Here is a 25,130-nt window from a genome sequence, read left to right on the forward strand (position 1 = left end):
GTGACTTCTGCTGCCCTCTCTGTCGTCGCGAGCATCCCCAGCCCGTCGATCAGTTCGTTCCAGCTCGGCCCGCTGACGATCCACTTCTACGCCCTGTGCATCCTGGCGGGCATCATCGTCGCGACGCTGTGGACCAACCGTCGCCTCACCACGCGCGGCGCGGAGCCCTGGGTCGTGATCGACATCGCTCTGCTGGCCGTCCCGCTGGCCATCATCGGCGCGCGCATCTTCCATGTCCTGACCCACCCCGGCTTCTACTTCGGCGAGGGCAAGGACCTGTGGGCGATCTTCCGGATCTGGGAGGGTGGCATCGCCATCTTCGGCGCCCTCATCGGCGGTGCGATCGGCGCGTGGCTTGGCTGCAAGTGGAGCGGCATCCGCTTCTGGACGTTCGCCGACGCCCTCGCGCCGGCACTGCTGCTGGCGCAGGCGTTCGGACGTTTCGGCAACTGGTTCAACCAGGAGCTCTACGGTCTTCCCACCGACCTGCCCTGGGGTCTGGAGATCGACTACCCGAACTCGGCGTGGCCCGCCGGGCTGCCCGTGGGCACCCTGTTCCACCCTACGTTCCTCTACGAAGTCATCTGGAACGTCATGGGCGTGATCATCATCGCTGCGGCGGGACGCCGGTTCCGACTGCAGTGGGGACGCCTGTTCGGCCTCTACCTGGTCTGGTACTCGGCCGGTCGCATCGTCTGGGAGTCGATCCGCATCGATCCGAGCGAGGTGTACCTCGGTCTCCGCACCAACGTGTGGGCGGCGATCTTCGGTGTCATCGTGGGTCTGGTCATCATGATCGTGCAGAAGCGTCGGCACCCGGGGCTCGAGCCCTCGCCGTACCAGCCGGGTCGCGAATGGACTCCGCCGGGCGGGGTACACTCACAGGGAACCGATGACTTCGTGGACGTGAGCGCACCCCCCGCGTCCGAAGAATCCTCCGGTGGGGCCACAAGCTCCCTCACCACCCGATAGCACCGCAGGGCCGACGTCGTCCCAGGTTGAGCACCCATGTGAGGACGGTAGGCATGCCCTCGAGCTCCCGTCACGAAGACACCACGACCCGGCCGGCCGGGTCCATCACCGGTCGTTCGTTCCCTGCGAAGCAGGGGATGTACAACCCGGCGTTCGAGAAGGACGCCTGCGGTCTGGCGATGGTCGCGACTCTGCGCGGCGAGGCGGGCCACGACATCGTGGACCTCGCCCTCACCGCGCTCCGAAACCTCGAGCACCGCGGTGCCATCGGGTCGGATGCCGGTACCGGTGACGGCGCCGGCATCCTGACTCAAATGCCCGACGCGTTCCTGCGCGCGGTCGTCGACTTCGACCTGCCCGCGGTCGGCGAGTACGCCGTCGGTCTCGCGTTCCTGCCGACCGACCACGATGAGCGTGCCGCGCAGAAGGCGGCTGTCGAGGACATCGCGGCGAGCGAGGGCCTGACGGTCCTCGGGTGGCGCGTGGTCCCGACGGCGGACGAGAACCTGGGCAAGTTGGCGTTCAACGCACGCCCGGCGTTCGAGCAGCTCTTCGTGTCACGGCCCGCCGTCGGCGATGCGCCGGCGCTGTCCGGCATCGCGCTGGACCGCCGCACCTACCGCCTGCGCAAGCGCGCCCAGCACGAGCTCGATGCGTATTTCGTGTCGCTGTCGAGCCGCACGCTCGGCTACAAGGGCATGGTGACGACGCTCCAGCTCGAGCCGTTCTACCCCGATCTTCAGGACGATCGTTTCGCGACCGAGCTCGCGGTCGTGCACTCCCGCTACTCGACCAACACCTTCCCCTCGTGGCCGCTGGCCCAGCCGCTGCGCATGCTGGCCCACAACGGCGAGATCAACACCGTCAACGGCAACCGCAACTGGATGCGGGCGCGGCAGTCCCAGCTCGAGTCCGAGCTCCTCGGCGACATCAGTCCGCTGCTGCCGATCTGCAGCCCCGGCCAGAGCGACTCCGCGTCGTTCGACGAGGTGCTCGAACTGCTGACGTTGACCGGCCGCAGCCTGCCGCACGCGATCATGATGATGGTCCCCGAGGCGTACGAGAAGCAGGCCGACATCCCCGACGACCTGCGCGCCTTCTACGACTACCACTCGATGCAGATGGAGCCGTGGGACGGCCCGGCAGCGCTCATCTTCACCGACGGCTCGCTCGTCGGCGCGACGCTCGACCGCAACGGCCTGCGCCCCGGTCGCTGGACCGAGACGACGGACGGCCTCGTCGTCATCGGAAGTGAGACGGGTGTGCTCGACTTCGAGCCCCAGCGCATCAAGCGGCGCGGTCGGCTCCGACCGGGACGCATGTTCGTCGTCGACACGGCGCAGGGCCGCATCGTCGAGGACGACGAGATCAAGCGCGACCTCGCCTCGCTCCACCCGTGGCAGGAGTGGCTCGACGCAGGTCGCGTCCGCCTCAAGGACCTTCCCGAGCGCGAGCACATCGTGCACCCCATCGCCTCGATCACCCGGCGTCAGCGCACGTTCGGCTACACCGAGGAGGAGGTGCGCATCCTCCTGACCCCCATGGGCCAGACCGGCGCCGAACCCCTCGGTGCGATGGGCTCGGACACGCCGATCGCCGTCCTCAGCCAGCGGCCGCGCCTTCTCTTCGACTACTTCGTGCAGCAGTTCGCGCAGGTCACGAACCCGCCGCTCGACTCGATCCGCGAAGAGGTGGTCACCTCCCTCGGGCTCGGCCTCGGCCCCGAGCGCAACCTCCTGGCCTCCGGCGCCGACCACACACGGGTGATCACCCTCGACTTCCCGGTCATCGACAACGACGAGCTCGCGAAGCTGCAGAACATCGACCGCGCGCTGCCCGGTCGCCGCTCGATCACGATCCGGGGCCTGTACCGCGCCGACGCCGACGCGGACTCGCTGCGCTCCCGGCTCGACGAGATCTGCGCCGAGGTGGATGCCGCCATCGCCGACGGTGTCGAGTTCATCATCCTCAGCGACCGAGACTCGACGTCGGACCTCGTGCCGATCCCGTCACTGCTGACCCTGTCGGCCGTCCACCACCACCTCATCCGCAACCAGAACCGTATGAAGGTCGGTCTCGTCGTGGAGGCGGGCGACGTCCGCGAGGTCCACCACGTCGCGACGCTGATCGGATACGGTGCGTCGGCGGTCAATCCCTACCTCGCGATGGAGACCGTCGAGTACCTGGTCCGCGCGGGGTACATCACGGGCGTCGAGCCCGAGAAGGCCGTCCGCAACCTGATCTACGCGCTCGGCAAGGGCGTGCTGAAGATCATGTCCAAGATGGGCATCTCGACGGTGTCCTCGTACGCGGGCGCCCAGGTCTTCGAGGCCGTCGGACTCTCGCAGGAGTTCATCGACACGTACTTCACCGGCACCGAGACGAAGCTCGGGGGCATCGGTATCGAGGAGATCTCGCGCGAGAACCTCGCCCGTCACGAGTTCGCGTACCCCGCCGATCAGGCCGCGCGTGCACACGAGCGGCTCTGGACGGGCGGCGAGTACCAGTGGCGGCGGGACGGGGCATCCCACCTCTTCAACCCCGACACCGTGTTCCGTCTGCAGCACGCGACCCGGACGCGCCGCTACGACATCTTCCGCGAGTACACGCAGATGATCGACGAGCAGGCGTCCGACCTGAAGACGTTGCGCGGCCTCTTCCGGCTCAAGTCCGGCGTCCGCCCCGCGGTTCCCATCGACGAGGTCGAGCCGATCTCGTCGATCGTGAAGCGCTTCTCGACCGGAGCGATGAGCTACGGCTCCATCTCCAAGGAGGCGCACGAGACCCTCGCGATCGCGATGAACCGACTCGGTGCGAAGTCGAACACGGGCGAGGGCGGAGAGGACGTCGACCGGCTCCTCGACCCCGAACGGCGCAGCGCCATCAAGCAGGTCGCCTCGGGACGTTTCGGCGTCACGAGCATGTACCTGACGCACGCCGACGACATCCAGATCAAGCTCGCCCAGGGCGCGAAGCCCGGCGAGGGCGGGCAGCTGCCTCCCGGCAAGGTCTATCCCTGGATCGCGCGGACGCGCGGCGGCACGCCCGGTGTGGGACTCATCTCACCGCCGCCCCACCACGACATCTACTCGATCGAGGACCTGAAGCAGCTGATCTTCGATGTCAAGCGAGCCAACCCGTCGGCGCGCGTCCACGTGAAGCTCGTCAGCCAGTCCGGCATCGGCGCGGTCGCGGCGGGAACGGCGAAGGCCCTGGCCGACGTCATCCTCGTCTCGGGACACGACGGCGGCACGGGGGCGAGCCCGCTGAACTCCCTGAAGCACGCGGGCACGCCCTGGGAACTCGGTCTCGCCGAGACCCAGCAGACGCTCATGATCAACGACATGCGCGGCCGGGTGGTCGTGCAGGCGGACGGACAGCTGAAGACCGGACGCGATGTGCTCATCGCGGCGCTGCTCGGCGCCGAGGAGTTCGGCTTCGCGACGAGCGCGCTCGTCGTCGAGGGCTGCATCATGATGCGCGTGTGCCACCTCGACACCTGCCCCGTCGGCGTCGCGACGCAGAACCCGGAACTGCGCAAACGCTTCTCCGGTAAGGCCGATCACGTCGTGAACTTCATGGAGTTCATCGCGCAGGAGGTGCGGGAGTACCTGGCCGAGCTCGGCTTCCGCTCGATCGAAGAGGCCGTCGGTCACACCGAGGTCCTCGACGTGCAGCCGGCGGTCGACCACTGGAAGGCGTACGGGCTGGACCTGTCGCCCATCCTCCGCGGACCCGTGTTCGAGGAGGATGCACCCCGTCACCGCGTGCGCGAGCAGGACCATGAGCTCGAAGAGCACTTCGACGTCGGCCTGCTCGACCGGGCGCGCGATGTCGTCGCCCACGGGGGTCACGTGACGATCGACCTCCCGGTGCGCAACACCGAGCGTGCCGTCGGCACCATGCTCGGACACCACGTCACCAAGGCCCACGGCGAGAACGGTCTGCCGTCGGGCACGATCGAGGTCAACCTGACCGGATCGGCGGGGCAGTCCTTCGGCGCCTTCCTGCCTTCGGGCATCACGCTGCGTCTCGAGGGCGACTCGAACGATTACGTCGGCAAGGGCCTGTCGGGCGGCGAGATCGTCGTCCGGCCTCCCCGCGATGCCGCCTTCGACGCGTCGAAGAACGTCATCGCCGGCAACGTGATCGGCTACGGCGCGACCCGCGGCTCGATGTTCCTCCGAGGCGTCGTCGGCGAACGGTTCCTCGTCCGGAACTCCGGAGCCACGGCTGTCGTCGAGGGCGTCGGAGACCACGCGCTCGAGTACATGACCGGCGGACTCGCCGTGATCCTGGGGCCCACCGGCCGCAACCTCGGAGCGGGCATGTCCGGCGGATCGGCCTACATCCACCACCTGGACCGGGCCCTCATCAACCGCGAGGCCCTCGCGACCGGCGAGCTGGAGCTCCTCGAGCTCGGCGCCGGCGATGTCGAGATCCTCCGCGACCTGCTGGTCCGTCACGTCGAGGAGACCGGATCGGACCTCGCCGAGCGGCTGCTCGCGAACCTCGACACCGAGGTAGCGAACTTCACCCGCGTCCTGCCGCGTGACTACGCGGCTGTCCTGAAAACCCGCCAGGAGGCGGCCGCCGAGGGGCTCGACCCCGACAGCGACGTCGTCTGGAACCGCATCCTGGAGGTGACCCGTGGCTGACCCGAAGGGCTTCCTCAAAGTCACCGAGCGCGAGCTGCCGCCGCGCCGGCCCGTCCCCGTTCGCATCATGGACTGGAAAGAGGTGTACGAGCAGGGCGACCAGGCCGTGCTGCGTCGCCAGGCCGGCCGCTGCATGGACTGCGGCGTCCCGTTCTGCCACCAGGGATGCCCCCTGGGCAACCTCATCCCGGAGTGGAACGACCTCACCTGGCGCGGGGAGGGTCGCGCTGCCATCGAGCGGTTGCACGCGACGAACAACTTCCCGGAGTTCACCGGTCGCCTGTGTCCTGCGCCCTGCGAGAGCTCGTGCGTCCTGGGGATCAACCAGCCGGCCGTCACGATCAAGCAGATCGAGGTCTCCACGATCGACGAGGCGTTCGCGCACGGCTGGGTCGAGGCCGAGCCGCCGGGACGTCTGACCGGCAAGACGGTGGCCGTCGTGGGTTCGGGCCCCGCCGGTCTCGCTGCGGCGCAGCAGCTCACGCGCGCCGGGCACACGGTCGCCGTGTACGAGCGCGACGACCGCATCGGCGGTCTGCTGCGCTACGGCATCCCGGACTTCAAGATGGAGAAGCGCCACCTCGAGACCCGACTGCGGCAGATGCGTGACGAGGGCACCCGCTTCCGCGCCGGCGTCGAGATCGGCAAGGACCTGTCGTGGGACGACCTGCGGGCGCGGTACGACGCCGTCGTCATCGCCACCGGTTCGACCGTGCCGCGCGACCTCGCGATCCCGGGGCGCGACCTTGCCGGCGTCCACTTCGCCATGGAGTACCTCGTCGAGTCCAACAAGGCTGTCGCGGGCGATCAGGTCCCTCACCAGATCCACGCCGAGGGCAAGCACGTCGTCGTGATCGGCGGCGGCGACACCGGCGCCGACTGCATCGGCACGGCGCACCGCCAGGGTGCCCTGAGCGTCACCAACCTCGCGATCGGCAAGCAGCCGCCCGAGGCGCGTCCCGATCACCAGCCGTGGCCCATGATGCCGACCCTGTTCGAGGTCGCCTCGGCGCACGAAGAGGGCGGCGAGCGTTCGTACCTCGCCTCGACCGTCGAGTTCCTCGGCAACGAGGCGGGGGAGGTGCGCGCCCTGCGGGTGGCCGAGACGGAGTTCGTCGACGGCCGCCGCGTCCCCAAGGGCGGGACCGAGCGGGAGATCCCCGCCGATCTCGTTCTCATCGCCATGGGATTCACCGGCCCCGAGCGCACGGCGCTCGAGCAGCAGCTCGGCGCCGTGTTCACCTCGAACGGCAACGTCGAGCGTGCGGACGACTGGCAGGCGACGGCACCGGGTGTCTTCGTGGCCGGGGATGCCGGTCGTGGTCAGTCCCTCATCGTCTGGGCGATCGCAGAAGGGCGCGCGGCGGCCTCGGCCGTCGACGAGTACCTGATGGGGTCGACCAGCCTCCCGGCGCCGGTCCGACCGACCGACGTCGCGATCGGCCTCCAGCACGCCTAGGCTGAGACCGTTCCCAACTCCCGAATCACTACCCGACGGAGCAATTTCTGTGAGACGCGCGAAGATCGTCGCCACTCTGGGTCCCGCCACCGAAAGCTACGAGATGGTCCGTGCCATCATCGACGCCGGTGTGGACGTGACCCGCTTCAACCTCAGCCACGGCGACTACGCCGACCACGACGCCCGCCTGGCGAACGTGCGCAAGGCGGCGGACGACGCCGGCCGTGCCGTCGCCGTCCTCGTCGACCTGCAGGGCCCCAAGATCCGGCTCGGCCGGTTCGCCGAAGGCCCGCACTTCCTCGCCGTCGGCGACGTCTTCAAGATCACGACCGAAGACGTCTCCGGCACGAAGGACATCGTCGGCACGACGTTCAAGGGCCTGCCCGAAGACGTCAACAAGGGCGACTTCCTCCTGATCGACGACGGCAAGGTCCGCGTCCAGGTCACCGGTGTCGAGGGTCCGGTCGTCACGACCGAGGTCATCGTCGCGGGCTACGTGTCGAACAACAAGGGCATCAACCTGCCCGGCGTCGCCGTCAACGTCCCCGCGCTGTCCGACAAGGACGAGGCCGACCTCCGCTGGGGCCTGCGCGCCGGCGCCGACATCATCGCGCTGTCCTTCGTGCGCAACGCCGCCGATGTCACCCGCGTGCACGAGATCATGGCGGAGGAGGGCCGCAAGGTCCCCGTCATCGCCAAGATCGAGAAGCCGCAGGCCGTCGACGCCCTCGAGGAGATCATCGACGCCTTCGACGGCATCATGGTCGCCCGCGGCGACCTCGGCGTCGAGCTGCCCCTCGAGGCCGTGCCGATCGTCCAGAAGCGCGCGGTCGAGCTCTGCCGCCGCATGGCCAAGCCCGTCATCGTCGCGACGCAGATGCTCGAGACGATGATCGAGAACCCGGTTCCCACGCGCGCCGAGACGAGCGACGTCGCCAACGCCGTCCTCGACGGTGCGGACGCGGTCATGCTCTCGGGCGAGACGAGCGTCGGCAAGCACCCCGTCGGCGTCGTCGAGACGATGGCCCGCATCATCGACGCGACCGAGACGCACGGTCTCGAGCGCATCCCCCCGCTCACGGCCAAGCCCCGCACGCAGGGTGGCATCATCACCCTCGCCGCGAACGAGGTCGCCGAGTTCGTCGAGGCCAAGTACATCTGCCTCTTCACCGAGTCGGGCGACACGGCGCGTCGCATGTCGCGCCTGCGCCCCGGCATCCCGATGCTCGCCTTCACCATCGAGCCCGCGATCCGTCGCCGGATGGCGATGACGTGGGGCATCCAGTCGGCGCTCGTCGACCACGTCGCCCACACCGACCTCATGTTCCTGCAGGTGGACGACTACTTCCTGTCGCGCGGTCTGCTCGAAGAGGGCGACAAGGTCGTCGTGATCTCCGGGTCCCCTCCCGGAATCATCGGTGCGACCAACGACATCCGCATCCACAAGATCGGTGACGCCGTGCACGGCAAGGCCCCGATCTACAAGGCCGAGAGCTGATCCCTCGCCTGTGATGCACGAAACGGCGCCCCCTCGGGGGCGCCGTTTCGCTGTGGTGCCGGTGGTGGGAGTCGAACCCACACGCCCTTTCGGGCAACCGAGTTTGAGTCGGTCGCGTCTGCCATTCCGCCACACCGGCGCGCGCCTGATCGACGATACCGCAGGATGCGGGTGCGCCCTGGCCTAGGATGGACGAGTGACTGAGCAGGAACCCTCCCTCGCCCCCCAGGCAGCTCCCACCCCGCGACGCGTCGTCGTCGCGGAGGATGAGTCGCTGATCCGCCTCGACATCGTCGAGATCCTGCGCGACAGCGGCTTCGATGTGGTCGGCGAGGCGGGCGACGGCGAGACCGCCGTCCAGCTGGCCACCGAGCTCCGTCCCGACCTCGTCATCATGGATGTGAAGATGCCCATCCTCGACGGCATCAGCGCCGCCGAGAAGCTGAGCAAGAACCACGTCGCCCCCGTCGTCCTCCTCACCGCGTTCAGCCAGAAGGAGCTCGTCGAGCGGGCGAGCGAGGCCGGCGCGCTGGCCTACGTCGTGAAGCCCTTCACCCCGAACGACCTCCTGCCGGCGATCGAGATCGCCCTGGCGCGCTACGAGCAGATCATCACGCTCGAAGCCGAAGTCGCCGACATGGTCGAGCGCTTCGAGACCCGCAAGCTCGTCGACCGGGCCAAGGGCCTGCTCAACGAGAAGATGGGTCTGTCCGAGCCCGAGGCGTTCCGCTGGATCCAGAAGGCATCCATGGATCGTCGCCTCACGATGCAGGATGTCGCCAAGGCGATCATCGAGCAGCTGGCTCCCAAGAAGGCCTGACGCCTTCGTCATGATCGACGAACTCGACGTCCCCGTCACCCTCGCATCGCGAAACGGATCGGTGCGACTGCGGGGAGCGTCGCAGGACGACCTCGATGCGATCGTCGCGCTGCTGTCGGACGACCCGGTCAGCGCCGGTCGCGGAGATGTGGCGGCCGCGGAGGACCGGGGCCTCTACCTCCGCGGATTGCTGCGCACCCTGGACTCGGAGAGCAACGACGTGCTGGTCGTCGAGAGCGACGACCGCGTCGTCGGGACGATGCAGCTCACCGTCATCCCCGGGATGGCGCGTCGCGGCAGCACGAGGCTCCTCGTCGAAGCTGTCCGAGTCGCGAGCGCCGAGCGTTCAGCGGGGATCGGCGCCGCGATGATGACGTGGGTCGCCGACGTCGCTGCTCCTGCCGTCGGAGCATCCGTCGTGCAGTTGACGTCGGATGCCGCGCGCACCGACGCCCACCGGTTCTACACGCGCCTGGGGTTCGTCGACTCGCACGTCGGCTTCAAGCTCGCCGTCCCGCGCTGAGCGGATCAGGATGTCGGCAGGTCCCGCACCATGTTGGTGATCCGGACCGTCGAGCACCGGCGACCCTGATCGTCGGAGACGACGATCTCGTGGACCGTGAGGCTCCGGCCGAGGTGCAGGGGGGTGCAGACCCCCGTCACCCATCCTTCGGTCGCCGAACGGGTGTGCGTCGCATTGATGTCGATGCCCACCGCGAGACGGCCGGGACCTGCGTGGAGGTTGGCGTGCATCGACCCGAGCGACTCGCCGAGCACGACGTAGGCGCCGCCGTGCAGGAGGCCGACCGGCTGAGTGTTGCCGGCCACCGGCATCCGCGCCACGGCCCGCTCAGGCGAGAACTCGGTGAACTCCATGCCCATCTTCTCGGCGAGGGCTCCCATGCCCCGGCTCGTGACCCATTCGAGCGCGTCGGAGGGGAAGGACGCGGACTCGGGCATGGCGATTCACCTCGTGGATCGGGCGGTGCCGACGGGGCAACGCGGGGGAAGTCGATGTCGCGGCCCGAACTAGGCTGGTCGGGTGAGCGACTCCGGAAAGCCTACTCTGCTCGTCGTCGACGGCCACTCGCTGGCCTACCGGGCGTTCTACGCCCTTCCCGTCGACAACTTCTCGACGAAGGACGGGCAGCACACCAACGGGATCTACGGCTTCCTCTCGATGTTCGTGAACCTCGTCAAGGCAGAGAAGCCGACGCACCTGGCCGTCGCCTTCGACACGTCGCGGCAGTCGTTCCGCACGCGCGTCTACGAGGAGTACAAGGCCAACCGCTCCGAGTCGCCCGCCGAGTTCAAGGGGCAGATCCCGCTGTTGCAGGACTGCCTCGCCGCCATGGGCGTGCCGGTGCTGACGAAGGAGGACTTCGAGGCCGACGACATCCTGGCGACCCTCGCGACGCAGGGCGTCGAGAGCGGCTACCAGGTGCTCGTGTGCTCCGGCGACCGTGACACGATCCAGCTGGTGACCGAGGACGTCACGCTCCTCTACCCGAGCGTCCAGGGCGTCTCGCAGCTGAAGCGCTACACCCCCGACGCGGTCGTCGAGAAGTACGGCCTCCCGCCCGAGAACTACCCGGACATCGCCGCGCTGGTGGGCGAGACGAGCGACAACCTGCCCGGCGTCCCGAAGGTGGGGGAGAAGACCGCGGTCAAGTGGATCACCCAGTTCGGTTCGCTCGACGCGCTCCTTGAGCGCGCCGATGAGATCAAGGGTGTCGTCGGCGGAAACCTCCGCGAGCACCTCGACGACGTCCGTCGCAACCGCCAGCTCAACCGCCTTCTGCGGGACGTCGAACTCGAGTACGCGCCCGAGGACCTCGTCATCCGCCCGCTCGACACCCAGGCGGTCCGCGACATCTTCGCTCGTCTGGAGTTCCGCACCCTTCTGCCGCGGGTGTTCGAAGCATTCGACGCGACCGACGAGCCGCCCGCGCCCGAGGTCTCGGCGCCCGAACCGCAGCAGACGGATGCCGCGACCCTGGCCGTGTGGCTGACGCAGCAGACGGGCGAACTGGCGTTGACGGTCACCGTCGCCGGCGGTCTTCCGACGCGCCTCGGCGTCGCGACGTCCGACACGGTCCACGAGGTCGATTGGGACGAGAGCGCCCGCGAGGCGCTCGCCCCGTGGCTCGAGAGCGACGCCGCGAAGATCATGACCGACGCGAAGCCGCAGGTGAAGGCTCTCCGCCGCGCCGGTGTTCGGCTGAGCGGGCTGACGTTCGACGTCCTGCTCGCGGGATGGCTGCTGCGTCCGAGCCTGCCCGACAAGACCCTCGCCGACCTCGTCGACCGCTACCTCGACGAGAAGCTGCCCGAAGCCGACCCGTCCCAGCTGGTCCCCGAGACCGAGGGCGCGACGCCGGGTCAGCTCGCCTGGTTCGCCCTGCGGGTGGCCGAGGCTGAACGGGCGGAGCTCCCGGCATCCGTCGGCGCCGTCCTGACTGACATCGAGCTCCCGTCCCTCGACGCCCTCGCCGACATGGAGCTCGCGGGGGTCTCGGTCTCGCGCGACAAGCTCTCGGGCTTCTCGGGCGAGCTGGCCGCACGAGCCGACGCGATCGCGCAGGAGGCATACGGCATCATCGGGCGCGAGGTGAACCTCGGCTCGCCCAAGCAGCTGCAGGAGGTGCTCTTCGACCAGCTGGAGCTGCCGAAGACTCGTAAGACGAAGACGGGGTACTCGACGGATGCCGCGGTCCTCGCCGACCTTCAGGAATCCCACCCGCATCCGTTCCTGGGGCTTCTCCTCCAGCACCGTGAGGCGACGAAGCTCCGCCAGATCATCGAGTCGCTGACGGTCGGCATCGCCGACGACGGCCGTATCCACACGACCTACGTGCAGACGGGCAGTCAGACGGGCCGCCTCTCGAGCACCGACCCGAACCTGCAGAACATCCCGATCCGCAACGAGGAGTCGCGCCGCATCCGCGAAGCATTCGAAGTCGGCGAGGGGTACGAAACCCTGCTGACGGCGGACTACTCGCAGATCGAGATGCGCATCATGGCGCACCTGTCGGGTGATCCGGGGCTCATCGAGGCCTTCAACTCGGGTGAGGACCTGCACCGCTTCGTCGGCGCCCGTGTGTTCGGTGTGGAGCCCGCCGAGGTGACCGCGCCGATGCGCACGAAGGTGAAGGCGATGTCGTACGGCCTCGTCTACGGGCTGAGTGCCTTCGGTCTGTCGAAGCAGCTGCGCATCGAGCAGTCCGAGGCGAAGCAGCTCATGCTCGAGTACTTCGCCCGCTTCGGTTCCGTGCGCGACTATCTGCGCTCGTCCGTCGAGCAGGCGCGGATCGACGGCTACACCGAGACGATCTTCGGACGCCGCCGACCGTTCCCCGACCTGACGAGCCCGAACCGCGTGCTCCGCGAGAACGCCGAGCGCGCGGCGCTCAACGCCCCCATCCAGGGCAGCGCGGCCGACATCATGAAGATCGCGCTCGTCGAGATCCACAGCGACCTCCGTGAGAAGGGTCTGGCGTCGCGCGTGCTTCTGCAGATCCACGACGAACTCGTCGTCGAGGTGGCGACGGGGGAGTGGGACGCAGTCGAGGAGATCGTCCGCGCCCGGATGGGGGACGCGGCGGAACTCTCCGTCCCGCTCGACGTGCAGATCGGCCGCGGCACCGACTGGGACGAAGCGGCTCACTGACGTCCGGCGGTGCGACGCTCTACGCTCGAGGGATGACCGACGCACAACGCACGCCCACTCCGATCGACACGATCGCGGACCGCTGGGTGGACACGCTGGCAGAGCTCTCACCGAGTCTCGCGACCTACATCGGACGCACCGAGCACAACGGCCGTCTCGATGACTTCTCACCGGAGGGACACGACCGCCTCGCTGCTGCGGCGGGCGAGACGCTTCGCGCCCTGCAGGCCGCGGACGCGGTCGATGACGTCGACGAGGTCACGAAGATGGACCTCTCGGCGGAGCTCGGGCTGCAGCTCGACCTGCACGCGGCGAAGTCGCACCTGCGCGACCTCAACGTGATCGCCTCGCCGTCTCAGGACATCCGCGCGGCGTTCGACCTCATGCCGACCGACACCGTCGAGGACTGGTCCGTCGTCGCCACGCGCCTCGCGGCCATCCCGACCGCGCTCGGCGGATACATCGAGACGCTCCGGCGGGGGATCGCCGAGGGTGTCGTCCCCGCGCGTCGCCAGGTCCGCGAGGTCGTGACGCAGATCGCGCGATACACGAGCGACACCGGCTTCTTCGCGACCTTCGTCGGCGATGCGGCCCCCGCCGACGGTCACCTTCCCGCCTCGCTCGCGCGCGAGCTCGCCGACAATTCGGGCGCCGCTCGTGTCGCGTACGACCAGCTCGCGGCGTTCCTCCGCGACGAACTGGCACCGGCGGCCTCCGAAGTGGATGCCGTGGGCCGGGAGCTCTACGCGCTCCACTCGCGTCGGTTCCTCGGCGCGACGATCGACCTCGACGAGACCTACGAGTGGGGCGTCGAGGAGCTTTCGCGGATGGTCGCCGAGCAGGAGTCGATCGCGAACGAGATCCAGGCCGGTGCCAGCGTCGAGGAGGCCGTCGCCTTCCTCGAGCAGGACGAGGCGCGCAAACTCCGCGGCACCGAGGCGCTGCAGAAGTGGATGCAGGAGACCAGCGATCGCGCCGTCGAGGAGCTCGGACGCACCCACTTCGACATCCCCGACCCGATCCGCCGCCTCGAATGCATGATCGCGCCGACGAACGAGGGCGGCATCTACTACACCGGCCCGACGGACGACTTCTCGCGGCCCGGCCGGATGTGGTGGTCCGTCCCCGAGGGCGTCGACACCTTCGACACCTGGCGCGAGCTCACGACGGTCTACCACGAGGGTGTTCCGGGGCACCACCTGCAGATCGCGCAGGCGGTCTACAACCGGACCGAGCTGAACTCCTGGCGGCGCCTGCTCGCCGGTTCCAGCGGACACGCTGAGGGGTGGGCCCTGTACGCCGAGCGACTCATGGCGGAGCTCGGCTACCTCGACGACCCCGCGGACCGCCTGGGCATGCTCGACGGCCAGCGGATGCGGGCGGCCCGCGTGGTCCTCGACATCGGCGTCCATCTCGGCAAACCGCGGCTCGACGGCACCGGGACGTGGGACGCCGACTACGCTCTCGAGTTCATGCGGCGGAACGTCAACATGTCCGACGAGTTCATCCAGTTCGAGGTGAACCGCTACCTCGGGTGGCCGGGTCAGGCACCGTCGTACAAAGTCGGTCAGCGGATCTGGGAGCAGATCCGCGACGAGGCCGCTCAGCGCGGGGGGTCCGACTTCGACATCAAGAGCTTCCACATGCGAGCACTCCGCCTCGGCGGCGTCGGGCTCGACACCCTCCGTGCCGCCCTGCGCGACAGCTGACGAGACGTCGAAACTCTCCGTCGGGGGATGCCGGGAATATCCGGCATCCCCCGACGTTCATGCATGTGAATGAAAGGGGCGGACATGACCGCTGTGGAACTTGGCCTGGACACGTTCGGCGACATCACCGTCGATGAGAACGGCGATAAGGTATCGGGCGCTCAGGCGATCCGGAATCTCATCGCGCAGGCGACCCTCGCCGATCAGGTGGGCGTCGACTTCATCGGCGTGGGGGAGCACCACCGCGCGGACTACTCCGTGTCGAGCCCCGAGATCGTCCTCGCGGCGATCGCCGCGCAGACCGAACGCATCCGCGTCGGCACCGCTGTGACCGTCCTCTCCAGCGACGATCCGGTACGCGTCTACGAGCGCTTCGCGACGCTGTCGGCGATCTCGAACGGTCGCGCTGAGGTCATCCTCGGACGCGGATCCTTCATCGAGTCCTTCCCGCTCTTCGGGTTCGACCTCTCCGATTACGAAGCCCTCTTCGAGGAGCGGCTCGAGTTGTTCTCGCTGCTCCGGACGGAGAAGCCGGTCACGTGGCAGGGATCGACCCGGGCCCCCCTCACCGACGCGGACGTCTTCCCCAAGACCGAGCACGGCTTCCGCGCCTGGGTGGGCGTGGGCGGATCGCCCGAGTCGGTCATCCGCACCGCCCGCTACGGGTACGGGCTGATGCTGGCCATCATCGGCGGCCCGGCGGCCCGCTTCCGCCCCTACGTCGACCTGTACCACCGCGCCGTCGGCGAGCTCGGCACCGAGGCTCAGCCCATCGGCATCCACTCTCCGGGGTACATCGCCGACACGGACGAGCAGGCGTGGGAAGAGGCCTACCCGGGCTTCGAAGCGCAGAACAACTCGATCGGCCGCGACCGCGGCTGGCCTCCCTACAGCCGGATGCGGTTCCAGCACGAGGTCGGCCCGGAGGGTTCGATCTACGCCGGATCGCCCGAGACGGTGGCGCGCAAGATCGCCGACACCATCACGACCCTCGGCGCCTCGCGATTCGATCTCAAGTACGCCAACGGCACTCTCGGGCACGAGAAGCTGATGCGGTCGATCGAGCTCTACGGCACCAAGGTGATTCCGATGGTCCGCGAGATGCTCGGCGAGTGAGCCCGGATCGGCGCTCCCCTCGTACGATGCAGGGATGACCACGACCACGACGGGCTCCGTCGCCAGCCGGCTCGACCGTCTGCCGTTCACCCGGACCCACCTGCGTGTCCTGACCGGTTCGGGCGCCGGGTGGGCCTTGGACGCGATGGACGTCGGGCTGATCTCGTTCGTCATCGCCGCGCTGGTCAGCGAGTGGGACCTCACGCCGGCCTCGACATCGTGGATCGCCTCCGCGGGCTTCGCGGGCATGGCGATCGGCGCGACCGTCGGCGGTCTGCTCGCCGACCGCATCGGCCGGCGATCGGTCTTCGCCCTCACCCTGCTCGTCTACGGCGTCGCCACCGGCGCGAGCGCCCTCGCCGGTGGTCTCGTGGCTCTGATCGCGCTGCGGTTCCTGGTGGGACTGGGGCTCGGCGCCGAGCTGCCCGTCGCCAGCACCTACGTGAGCGAGTTCGCGCCGGCCCGGATGCGCGGGCGGATCATCGTCGTGCTCGAAGCCTTCTGGGCCGTCGGGTGGACGGCATCCGCTCTCATCGGCTACCTCGTCATCCCGTCGGTCGCCGAGGGGTGGCGCTGGGCCCTCGCGATCGGCGCCGTCCCCGCGGTCTACGCCCTCGTGGTGCGATGGGGTCTCCCCGAGTCGCCACGCTGGCTTGCCTCCCGCGGACGGGTCTCCGACGCGGAGCGGGTCGTCTCCGACCTCGAAGCATCGCGTCCACTGTTCGGACGGCCGACGACCGACTCCGCGCTCGCCCCGGACGCCCTACCAGCACCCGCGACGACGGTGGGGATGCGGCTGCGCGGCCTCTGGGCCCCCGATGTGCGCGTGCGCACCGCCGCACTCTGGGTCGTCTGGTTCTGCGTGAACTTCTCGTACTACGGCGCCTTCATCTGGATCCCGACGCTCCTCGTGTCGCAGGGGTTCGGTCTGGTGCGCAGTTTCGAGTTCACGCTGCTCATCACCCTGGCCCAGCTGCCCGGATACGCCGTCGCCGCGTGGCTGATCGAGAAGTGGGGGCGGCGCGCGACGCTCTCGGTGTTCCTCGCCGGTTCCGCGGTCGCCGCGATCCTGTTCGGACAGGCGACGACGGTGCCGATGATCCTCGCCACGGGGATGGCGCTGTCGTTCTTCAACCTCGGCGCCTGGGGCGCCCTCTACGCTGTGACGCCCGAGAGCTACGTCACCACCCTTCGGGCGACCGGTGCCGGCTGGGCGGCGGGCATCGGCCGCATCGCCTCGATCCTCGCGCCTCCGGTCGTCCCCGCGCTCCAAGCGCTCGGCGGCATCCCGCTCGTCTTCATCGTGCTGAGTGCCTTCTTCGCGGTCGCGGCGGCCGCCGCGTGGGGGCTCGCCGAGTCGCGAGGTCGCAGCCTCGCGGACTGATCGACGGCTGCGACTCGTAGGCTGGCGGGATGTCACAGGAAGTCCGCTACGTCGCGATCGGGGATTCGTTCACGGAGGGCGTGGGTGACGAGCTGCCCGACGGGACGGTCCGAGGCTGGGCCGACCTGGTCGCGCAGGGATGGGCCGATTCGCGAGGCGAGGCGATCTCGTACGCGAACCTCGCCGTACGCGGCAAGCTCATCGGACCGATCGTCGACGAGCAGTTGGAGCGCGCCCTCGCCCTGAACCCGACGCACCTCTCGTTCAACGGCGGCGGCAACGACATGCTCCGCCCCCGCACTCCCATCGCCCGTGTCGCCGACGTCTTCTCGCAGGTGCTGCGGCGCTGCGATGAAGAGGGCGTCACGATGATCGTCCTGTCGGGGGCCAACCCGTCGGCGCAACTGCCGCTGTCGGGGCTCATCCAGCGCCGCGGCGATGAGCTGTCGCGCGCGGTGACGGAACGGATCCGCGGTCGTGATAACCTCGTCGTCGCGCTCAACTGGCCGGACGCCGAGCTCTCGGACCCCTCCTTCTGGTCGGCGGATCGTCTCCACATGAACTCCCGAGGCCACCATCGGGTCGCGGCACGCGTCCTCGAGGCCCTCGGCGAACGACCGCCCGCGCAGTGGTGGCGGCTCGACGAGGCGGACTCGGCGGTGTCCCTGAGTCGCGCCCGCTACTTCCGCGAACACCTCGGCCCGTGGCTTCGGCGACGTCTCACGGGCACATCCTCCGGCGACGGCCGACCGGCCAAATACGGTGACTGGCTCACCGTGCAACCGCGAGCCACAGCCTGATTCCGCCCCCTGTCAAGGGCTATCAGGTTCCTGTCAGGGTCGGGGATGATCGGAGCACACCGCCAAGAGAGGGAGTGTGCGCATGAGCATCGGAACCGGAATCGTGCTGTTCGTCATCGGAGCCATCCTGACGTTCGCCATCGACGTCGACGTCCAGTACGTCGACCTCGACCTGATCGGCTACATCCTGATGGGCGCCGGTGTCGTCGTCTTCATCCTCGGCCTCGTGCTGATGATGCGTCGGCGTTCCAGCGAGTCCACCGTCCGAACGGTGGACCCCGTCGCGGGGGAGCGGGTCACCCGCTCCGAGACGCGGACGTCGGGAGACGGCACCGTCTGACACGCGACAGACATCGAACGACCCGTTCCTCCCGGAGCGGGTCGTTCGTCGTTCCGGTCAGACGCGCCGGCGGGGCTGGTCCATCCCGATATGGATGCGGGTGCGCCGCCGTTCGATGCTGATAAACACCGCACCGAGGACCCACAGCGGAATCTGGACGAGGAACGCGATGCGGAAGGCATCGAGTCGGTAGGTGTCGGGGGTGCCCGCTCCCTGCAGATCGAGCACGAAGCCGATCGCGAAGATCGCGAGGAGGGCGGCGAGGAAGCCACCCGCATTGGTGACCCCGGTCGCCGTGCTGAGCCGGTGCGACGGATTGTGCGTCCGAGCGTGGTCGAAGGCGATCATCGACGCCGGCCCGCCCATGGCGAGAGCGATGAGCAGAATGACGAGGAGCCAGATCGGTGAACGCCCCGGCCAGAGGATGACGGCCGACCACGCCAGCAGTTGGAACCCGACAGCGGGAAGCACGAGGGCACGCGATCTCCGGTGGGGCGCTCTCCGCGACAGCTCTCCGAGGACGGGACCGAGCGCCATCCCGGCGAAGACGTAGATCGAGGTGAGCGCGCCGGCTTGGCCCACGGTGAGCCCTTCGCCCGCGGTGAGGTACGGGAAACCCCACAGCAGGATGAACGCGGTGCCCGCGAAAGGCGTCGTGAAGTGCGACCAGAAAGCCAGTCGCGTCCCCGGGTGGGCGAGTGCTGCGCGGATGCCGACCCCGGTGTCGATCGTCGACGTCACGACGCGGATGGCGCCGGTGTCGGTGTCGACGCTGACGTCGCGCGCGAGTTCGGGCGGGCGGTTGCGGACGATCGCGAAGACGAGGATCGCGAAGAGCACGCAGAGCCCGGCGATCCCCCCGAACGTCACGCTCCAGTCCGTCGCGTGGAGGACGGCGGCGATGGGGATGACCGCGATGAGCTGACCCGCTTGCCCGAGGATGCCGGTCAACTGCACCATGAGCGGCCCGCGCTGTGCCGGGAACCACGTCGCCACCAGGCGAAGGACAGCGGGGAAGACGGCGGCATCGCCCGCTCCGAGCAGCATGCGCGCGACGATCGCCACGCCGACGCTGGGGGACAGGGCCATCGTCAGCTGGCCGGCCGCCATCAGCAGCATCCCGATCGTGATGATGGGTCGGGAGCCGTAGCGGTCGAGGAGGACGCCCACGGGGATCTGCATACCGCCGTAGACGGCGAGCTGGACCACCGCGAACAGCGACAGGGTCGCGGCATCCGCCTGGAACCGGTCGGCGGCGTCGACGCCCACCGCAGCCAGGGACGTGCGGTTGGTGACGGCCAACATGTACGCGGCGACACCGGTGCCCCAGATGAGCCAGGCTCGCAGACCCGGACCGTTCGCTCGTCCGACTGCGTCCACCCGCCCACGCTACTCTCCGCCGGGCGTACGCTGAGGCCACACCACCGGATGAGCGGAGAACGACATGAAGGCGACCATCGGCGAGACGGTCATCGCAGAGGCGAATGACGACGAGATCATCCGGATCGAAGGGAACGCCTATTTCCCGCCGGCATCCGTCAAGGAGGGCGTGCTGGTCGAGAGCCCGACGCCGTACACGTGCCCGTGGAAGGGCGAATGTCAGTACTTCCACATCGAGGCCGGTTCGGAACGCCTGTCCGACGGCGCCTGGTCGTACCCGAACCCGTACCCGTCCGCATTCGACCGTGTGGGTGCGGACTTCTCGGGCTACGTCGCCTTCGCGCCCGGGGTCACCGTCGGAGCCTGATCACTCCTCCAGCGGGCCGAGAAGGGGACGGGGAACGAACCGCGCCGTCTCGGCCAGAGGCTGTTCGAGCTCGACGACCGTCAGGGTGTTCCTTCCGGCACGGGTGACGGGCGCCGGCACGTAGAGCGTCTGCTGCGGTCCGTTGGACCAGTAGCGACCGAGCAGGAAGTCGCCGACGAAGACGTACCCCTTCCCCCACCCCGTGGTGTCGAGGTAGAGGTCGGTCGCTGTCTCGAGGTCGAAAGCGCCCTCCGCCACCGACAGCTCGGGCGCCGCCGAGGCGTCCTCGAGGAGGACCGGCGTCGTCCGCCAGCCTGCGAGATCCCGGCCGTCGACGGTCACCGGACCGATGAGACCTTTCACCTCGCCCAGCCGTTCGGCGTAGTTCACACGCCCCTGCTCCTCGACCAGGATCGAGAGCGCCGAGCCCCGTGGCAGCCGGAGGGCGTGTTCGTGGCGCGTCCGCGAGAGCGATCCGATCCGGATGCCGTCGACCGAGACCCACGCCTGGTCGCGGACCTCGCCGATCGCGAGGACGCCGCCGGGAAATCCGTCCGGCAGCGCGACGTCGTAGCGGAGGAGCGTGCCGGTGTGAGCGGCATCCTCGAACGTGACCCTCCCGGGCAGTGAGCGCAGCACTCCGGCGTCGGACGTGCGGCGCGGAGTCAGGGCGACGGAGAACTCCGGACGGGGCGTCGCCGACGGCGGCAGGTCGTCCGGGACGTCGGCGTACTTCGCGATCACCTCTCGGAACGCGTGGAACTTCGCCGTGGGATCGCCGGCTTCGTCGAGCGGAGCGTCGTAGTCGTAGGACGTCACGATGGGCAGGTACCGGCCTTTGTCGTTCGCGCCGTTGGTCGTGCCGAAATTCGTCCCGCCATGGAACATGTAGATGTTCACCGAGGCTCCGGCGGCCAGGAGGTCGTCCAGTTCGGCAGCGGCGGCGCCGGCATCCGTCGTGTGATGCGTGCTGCCCCACCAGTCGAACCATCCGTCCCAGAACTCCGAGCACATGAGGGGTCCCGTGGGCTGGTGCTGTCGGAGGGTCGCGAGACGTTCGCCGGCCCGCGAGCCGAACGAACCGGTGAGATGGATGCCGGGGAGCGACCCGGCCTCGAGCATGTCGGGCTCGGGCTGGTCGACCGTGGTGAGCGGCACCGTGATGCCCGCATCCCTCGTGACGCGGACCAGCTCCGTCAGGTAGTCCTTGTCGGAGCCATAGGCACCGTACTCGTTCTCGATCTGGACGAGGACGACGTTGCCGCCGCGGTCGATCTGACGGGGCGCGACGATGCGGTACACGCGGCGCAGGTAGGTCTCGAGCGCGGCCTGATAGGCGGCATCCGTCTGTCGCAACCGGATGCCGGGGGTCGCCGTCAGCCAGGTCGGGAGGCCCCCGTTGTGCCACTCGGCGCAGATGTACGGGCCGGGGCGGACGATGGCGTGGAGCCCTTCGGCGGCGATCAGGTCGAGGAAGCGGCCGAGGTCTAGGCCGTCCTTCTCGCTCCACTGGCCCTCGACGGGCTCGTGCGCGTTCCAGGCGACGTAGGTCTCGATCGTGTTGAGCCCCATGAGGCGTGCTTTGCGGATGCGGTCGGCCCAGTCGCCGGGATGGATCCGGAAATAGTGCATCGCGCCGGAAATGATCCGATGGGGCCGGCCGTCCAGCAGGAAGTCGCGGTCGCCGATGGCGAAAGTGCTCATGTGATCTCCGCTCGGAGCTGTTCGTCCGGGTACCCGCCTGCGTCGAGGAGGGGTGACGTGGCGCTGCGCGAACTGCTATGTTTACGCAATCATGTCGCCTCAGCGTAGCACGCGACCGGCCCCGGAGACGGGTGCCGATGCACTCGACGAGCCCGTGGCACGTCGTGGCGGAACACCTCACGGCGTGCCCACGCAGGCCGACGTCGCTCGCCACGCGGGCGTCTCGGCGCAGACGGTCTCCCGTGTCGTCACGGGCGGCGCGCGGGTGGACGAGCCGACGCGGGAGCGCGTCCTGGCGAGCATGCGGGAACTCGGATACCGGCCGAACCGGGCGGCGCGTGCACTGCGCTCAGCCCGGTATCGGAGCATCGGCGTCATCATGAGCGATCTGACGTCGTACGGCAGCGTCCGCACGTGGGAGGCGATCTCCCGCGCGGGCGCGGCATCCGGCTATGCGGTCGCCCTCGTGCCGACCTCGCGATTCGACCGCAGCGCCGTCGCCGAGGCCATCGAGCGCGCGCGAGACCAGGCCGTCGACGGGCTCGTCATCGCGATCGGCGATCACCTCTCGGCGGGAGAGGATCTGCCCCTTCCCGACGACTTGCCCGTCGTCGTGGTCGATGCGTCCGCCCTCGATGACCGCTCCTTCGTCGACACGGATCAGACGATGGGCGCCGGTCAAGCCGTGACGCACCTCCTCGAGCTCGGGCACGAGACCGTCCACCACGTGGCGGGCCCGGTGAGCTCGTATTCCGCCGTCCGCCGCGAGCAGGGATGGCGGGCGGCGCTGACCGCCGCGGGGCGGACGACCCCCACCCTCGAGCGCGGGGACTGGAGTGCGCAGTCTGGATACGACGCAGGATGCCGTCTGCGCGGGGAACCCGCCGTGACCGCCGTGTTCGCGGCCAACGATCAGATGGCCCTCGGGGTGCTCCGCGCGTTCCACGAGGCCGGCGTCGCGATTCCTTCGCAGGTCAGCGTCGTGGGCTTCGACGACATGCCCGAGGCGGGGCAGTTCTGGCCGCCGCTCACCTCCGTCCACCAGGAGTTCGAGCAGGTCGGGCGCGCGGCCGTCGACGTCCTCCTCGCGCGCATCGACGACACCGCCGCCGTCCAGCGACTGTTCGTCCCCACCCGACTGGTCGTGCGCGGGAGCACGGCCACCGCTCCCCGAAAGGCGACCTCATGACGTTCCACCCCTCGCACACCGGCGTGCTCTGGCGCGGCGACGGACAGACCGTCTCGATCGAGGCCTGGGGGAGCGGCGTGCGCGTGCGCGCCGCTCTCGGCCCGATCGACGACGCTCCCGGCGCCCTCGTCGAGGTGCCCGACTCCCGCGCCGAGGTGTCCATCGAGGGCGCCGTCGCGACCGTCGCGGCCGGTGGTGTCCGCGTCGTCGCCGAGGAAGAGGATTACCACGACTGGTCGGTGGGGTTCCACAGGCCCCGACTGCGGTTGCGGGTGCAGGATGCCGACGGCCGCCTCCTGTTCGAGGAGATCCGCGACGGCGGGGCCCTCAAACTCGCCGCGCGCGAGTTCCGTCCGACCGAAGGCGGCGACCACCGGCTGCGGCTGAGCCTCGCCGCCCCGGCGGACGAGCACCTCGTCGGGATGGGGCTGTACCAGCAGGACCTGGTCGACCTGAAGGGCACGGTGCTCGAGCTCGCGCACCGCAACTCGCAGACCTCCGTCCCGTTCGTCGTCTCGAGTGCCGGGTACGGCTTCCTCTGGAACCTCCCCGCGATCGGCCGCGCCGTGTTCGGGGCGAATCGCACCGAATGGGAGGCCGAGAGCGCGACCCAGTTCGACTGGTGGGTGTGCGCGGATCCGCGTCCGTCGCAGATCGCCGCCGCGTACGCGGAAGCCACGGGTCATGCGCCGATGATGCCGGAATACGGCCTCGGGTTCTGGCAGTGCAAGCTGCGCTATTCGACCCAGGACGAGCTCCTGGCGGTCGCGCGCGAGTACCGCCGCCGCGGCATCCCGATCGACGTCATCGTGGCCGACTTCTTCCACTGGCGGTGGATGGGGGACTGGCGCTTCGAGGAGGAGTTCTGGCCCGACCCCGCCGCGATGACGGCGGAGCTCCGCGAGCTCGGGATCGAACTCATGGTGTCGGTCTGGCCGCAGGTGGTGCCGCAGTCCGAGAACTGGGACGAGCTGCGCGATGGGAACATGCTCGTGCGCACCCGGCGAGGGATCGATGTCCAGTACTACTTCGACGGCCAATACACGCGGTTCCTCGACGTGACCGAACCCCGGGCGCGCGAGTTCCTCTGGCAGAAGCTCGCCGAGAACTACGGCGCCTACGGCATCACCGCGTTCTGGCTCGATGAGGCCGAACCCGAGTACGGGGCCTATCACTTCGAGAACTACCGGCTCGCTGCGGGGTCGAGCGCGCAGGTCGCCAACCTCTACCCGCGGGAGTTCACCCGCGCGATCGCGGACGGTCTCCGTGCCGACGGCAACGATCAGCCGGTCTCGCTCGTCCGGGCGGCCTGGGCCGGATCGCAGCGGCACGGCGCGCTGGTGTGGTCGGGCGATGTCCACTCGACCTTCGCCGATCTGAAGGCGCAGATCGCCGCGGGGATCCACATGGGGGCCGCCGGCATCCCGTGGTTCACGACCGACATCGGCGGGTTCACGGGCGGCGATGTACGGGAGCCCGCGTTCCACGAGCTCCTCATCCGCTGGTTCCAGTTCGGGGCCTTCAGTCCCGTCATGCGCCTGCACGGCGATCGCGTACCCGGGATCCCCGTCGTCGACGCCCAAGGCGTCGCGCGCGTCGGGTCCGGGGCCGACAACGAGGTGTGGAGTTTCGGCGAGCAGATCGAGGCCCTCCTTGTGGAGTACATCCGGCTACGCGAGGACCTGCGTGACTACACCCGCGAGGCGATGGCGGACGCTCACCGTGACGGAGCCCCCGTCATGCGCGGCATGTTCTTCGAGTTCCCCGACGACGAGCGGGCGTGGACGACACCGGGGCAGTACCTGTTCGGGCCCGACATCCTCATCGCCCCGGTGACCGAGCCGGGGGCGACCCGGTGGGACGTCTACCTGCCCGCGGGGACGGCATGGACCGACGCGCGGAGCGGAGCGTCGCACGCCGGCGGTCAGACCGTGACGGTCGACGCCCCTCTCGCGTCGATTCCCGTGTTCCACCGCGGTGGCCGCGTCGGATCGGCGCTCGCCCGACTCGCTGACCTGCCCGACATCCGCCTGTCCTGATCCGACCTCACACCCTCGATGGAGA

At 69.1% G+C, this 25,130-nt stretch carries 18 protein-coding genes and 1 tRNA gene; 15 read left to right on the forward strand and 4 right to left on the reverse strand.

Features of this window, described 5'->3' with window-relative positions; all coding sequences use genetic code 11:
- From lgt to pyk, 4 genes are read left to right on the forward strand one after another with little or no spacing between them, the layout of a single operon-like run.
- Positions 1–972 carry a prolipoprotein diacylglyceryl transferase gene (lgt, locus tag BLR68_RS12755; RefSeq protein ID WP_018186773.1) on the forward strand — a complete coding sequence of 324 codons (972 nt, stop codon included), beginning with the start codon at positions 1–3 and terminating at the stop codon, positions 970–972.
- 53 nt (positions 973–1,025) lie between these two features.
- A complete protein-coding gene (gene gltB, locus BLR68_RS12760) occupies positions 1,026–5,630 on the forward strand; it encodes a glutamate synthase large subunit (RefSeq protein WP_018186774.1) in 4,605 nt (1,534 codons plus the stop codon).
- Complete coding sequence (locus tag BLR68_RS12765) at positions 5,623–7,089, forward strand: glutamate synthase subunit beta (protein WP_018186775.1); 1,467 nt, start codon at positions 5,623–5,625, stop codon at positions 7,087–7,089. The genes gltB and BLR68_RS12765 overlap by 8 nt, the downstream gene beginning before the upstream one ends.
- A 49-nt stretch (positions 7,090–7,138) precedes the next feature.
- Positions 7,139–8,587, forward strand: a complete 1,449-nt coding sequence (gene pyk, locus BLR68_RS12770; RefSeq protein ID WP_018186776.1) for a pyruvate kinase — start codon at positions 7,139–7,141, stop codon at positions 8,585–8,587.
- A 53-nt stretch (positions 8,588–8,640) separates the two neighbouring features.
- On the opposite strand, the gene BLR68_RS12775 is transcribed toward pyk, so the two are convergent.
- Positions 8,641–8,726: transfer RNA gene (locus tag BLR68_RS12775), tRNA-Leu, on the reverse strand.
- A gap of 57 nt (positions 8,727–8,783) precedes the next feature.
- Between BLR68_RS12775 and BLR68_RS12780 the strand changes: the two genes are divergently transcribed.
- Together BLR68_RS12780 and BLR68_RS12785 are read left to right on the forward strand one after the other, a co-directional pair.
- Positions 8,784–9,407, forward strand: a complete 624-nt coding sequence (locus tag BLR68_RS12780; protein ID WP_018186777.1) for an ANTAR domain-containing response regulator — start codon at positions 8,784–8,786, stop codon at positions 9,405–9,407.
- 10 nt (positions 9,408–9,417) lie between these two features.
- On the forward strand, positions 9,418–9,930 hold the full coding sequence (locus tag BLR68_RS12785; protein ID WP_018186778.1) for a GNAT family N-acetyltransferase: 513 nt from the start codon (positions 9,418–9,420) through the stop codon (positions 9,928–9,930).
- A 5-nt stretch (positions 9,931–9,935) separates the two neighbouring features.
- Here BLR68_RS12785 and BLR68_RS12790 read toward each other — a convergent pair whose 3' ends face one another.
- Entirely contained in the window at positions 9,936–10,367 is a 432-nt protein-coding gene (locus BLR68_RS12790) for a PaaI family thioesterase (RefSeq protein WP_018186779.1), read from the reverse strand.
- Positions 10,368–10,449: 82 nt separating this feature from the next.
- Here BLR68_RS12790 and polA point away from each other — a divergent pair, with 82 nt between their 5' ends.
- From polA to BLR68_RS12820, 6 genes are all read left to right on the forward strand, one after another.
- Positions 10,450–13,077, forward strand: a complete 2,628-nt coding sequence (gene polA / locus BLR68_RS12795) for a DNA polymerase I (RefSeq protein ID WP_018186780.1) — start codon at positions 10,450–10,452, stop codon at positions 13,075–13,077.
- Positions 13,078–13,109: 32 nt separating this feature from the next.
- Entirely contained in the window at positions 13,110–14,786 is a 1,677-nt protein-coding gene (locus BLR68_RS12800; RefSeq protein WP_018186781.1) for a DUF885 domain-containing protein, read from the forward strand.
- Positions 14,787–14,870: 84 nt separating this feature from the next.
- On the forward strand, positions 14,871–15,902 hold the full coding sequence (locus tag BLR68_RS12805) for an LLM class flavin-dependent oxidoreductase (RefSeq protein WP_018186782.1): 1,032 nt from the start codon (positions 14,871–14,873) through the stop codon (positions 15,900–15,902).
- 34 nt (positions 15,903–15,936) lie between these two features.
- On the forward strand, positions 15,937–17,286 hold the full coding sequence (locus BLR68_RS12810) for an MFS transporter (RefSeq protein WP_018186783.1): 1,350 nt from the start codon (positions 15,937–15,939) through the stop codon (positions 17,284–17,286).
- A 29-nt stretch (positions 17,287–17,315) separates the two neighbouring features.
- On the forward strand, positions 17,316–18,086 hold the full coding sequence (locus BLR68_RS12815) for an SGNH/GDSL hydrolase family protein (RefSeq protein WP_018186784.1): 771 nt from the start codon (positions 17,316–17,318) through the stop codon (positions 18,084–18,086).
- 82 nt (positions 18,087–18,168) lie between these two features.
- Positions 18,169–18,426, forward strand: a complete 258-nt coding sequence (locus BLR68_RS12820) for a DUF6458 family protein (protein WP_018186785.1) — start codon at positions 18,169–18,171, stop codon at positions 18,424–18,426.
- 57 nt (positions 18,427–18,483) lie between these two features.
- On the opposite strand, the gene BLR68_RS12825 is transcribed toward BLR68_RS12820, so the two are convergent.
- Positions 18,484–19,806, reverse strand: a complete 1,323-nt coding sequence (locus BLR68_RS12825) for an MFS transporter (protein WP_018186786.1) — start codon at positions 19,804–19,806, stop codon at positions 18,484–18,486.
- Positions 19,807–19,870: 64 nt separating this feature from the next.
- Here BLR68_RS12825 and BLR68_RS12830 point away from each other — a divergent pair, with 64 nt between their 5' ends.
- Positions 19,871–20,173, forward strand: coding sequence for a DUF427 domain-containing protein (locus BLR68_RS12830; protein WP_018186787.1), 303 nt, complete (start codon positions 19,871–19,873; stop codon positions 20,171–20,173).
- Here the strand turns inward: BLR68_RS12830 and BLR68_RS12835 are convergent, their stop codons facing one another.
- Positions 20,174–21,877 carry a glycoside hydrolase family 35 protein gene (locus tag BLR68_RS12835; RefSeq protein ID WP_018186788.1) on the reverse strand — a complete coding sequence of 568 codons (1,704 nt, stop codon included), beginning with the start codon at positions 21,875–21,877 and terminating at the stop codon, positions 20,174–20,176.
- 184 nt (positions 21,878–22,061) lie between these two features.
- Between BLR68_RS12835 and BLR68_RS12840 the strand changes: the two genes are divergently transcribed.
- The gene (locus BLR68_RS12840; RefSeq protein WP_018186789.1) at positions 22,062–23,066 is read left to right on the forward strand and encodes a LacI family DNA-binding transcriptional regulator; all 1,005 of its coding nucleotides are present in this window, start codon (positions 22,062–22,064) and stop codon (positions 23,064–23,066) included.
- A complete protein-coding gene (locus tag BLR68_RS12845; RefSeq protein ID WP_018186790.1) occupies positions 23,063–25,105 on the forward strand; it encodes a glycoside hydrolase family 31 protein in 2,043 nt (680 codons plus the stop codon). The genes BLR68_RS12840 and BLR68_RS12845 overlap by 4 nt, the downstream gene beginning before the upstream one ends.
- Positions 25,106–25,130: the final 25 nt, after the last annotated feature.

The sequence above is a fragment of the Microbacterium sp. 77mftsu3.1 genome (genome assembly GCF_900100525.1).
Classification (GTDB): Bacteria; Actinomycetota; Actinomycetes; order Actinomycetales; family Microbacteriaceae; genus Microbacterium; species Microbacterium aquilitoris.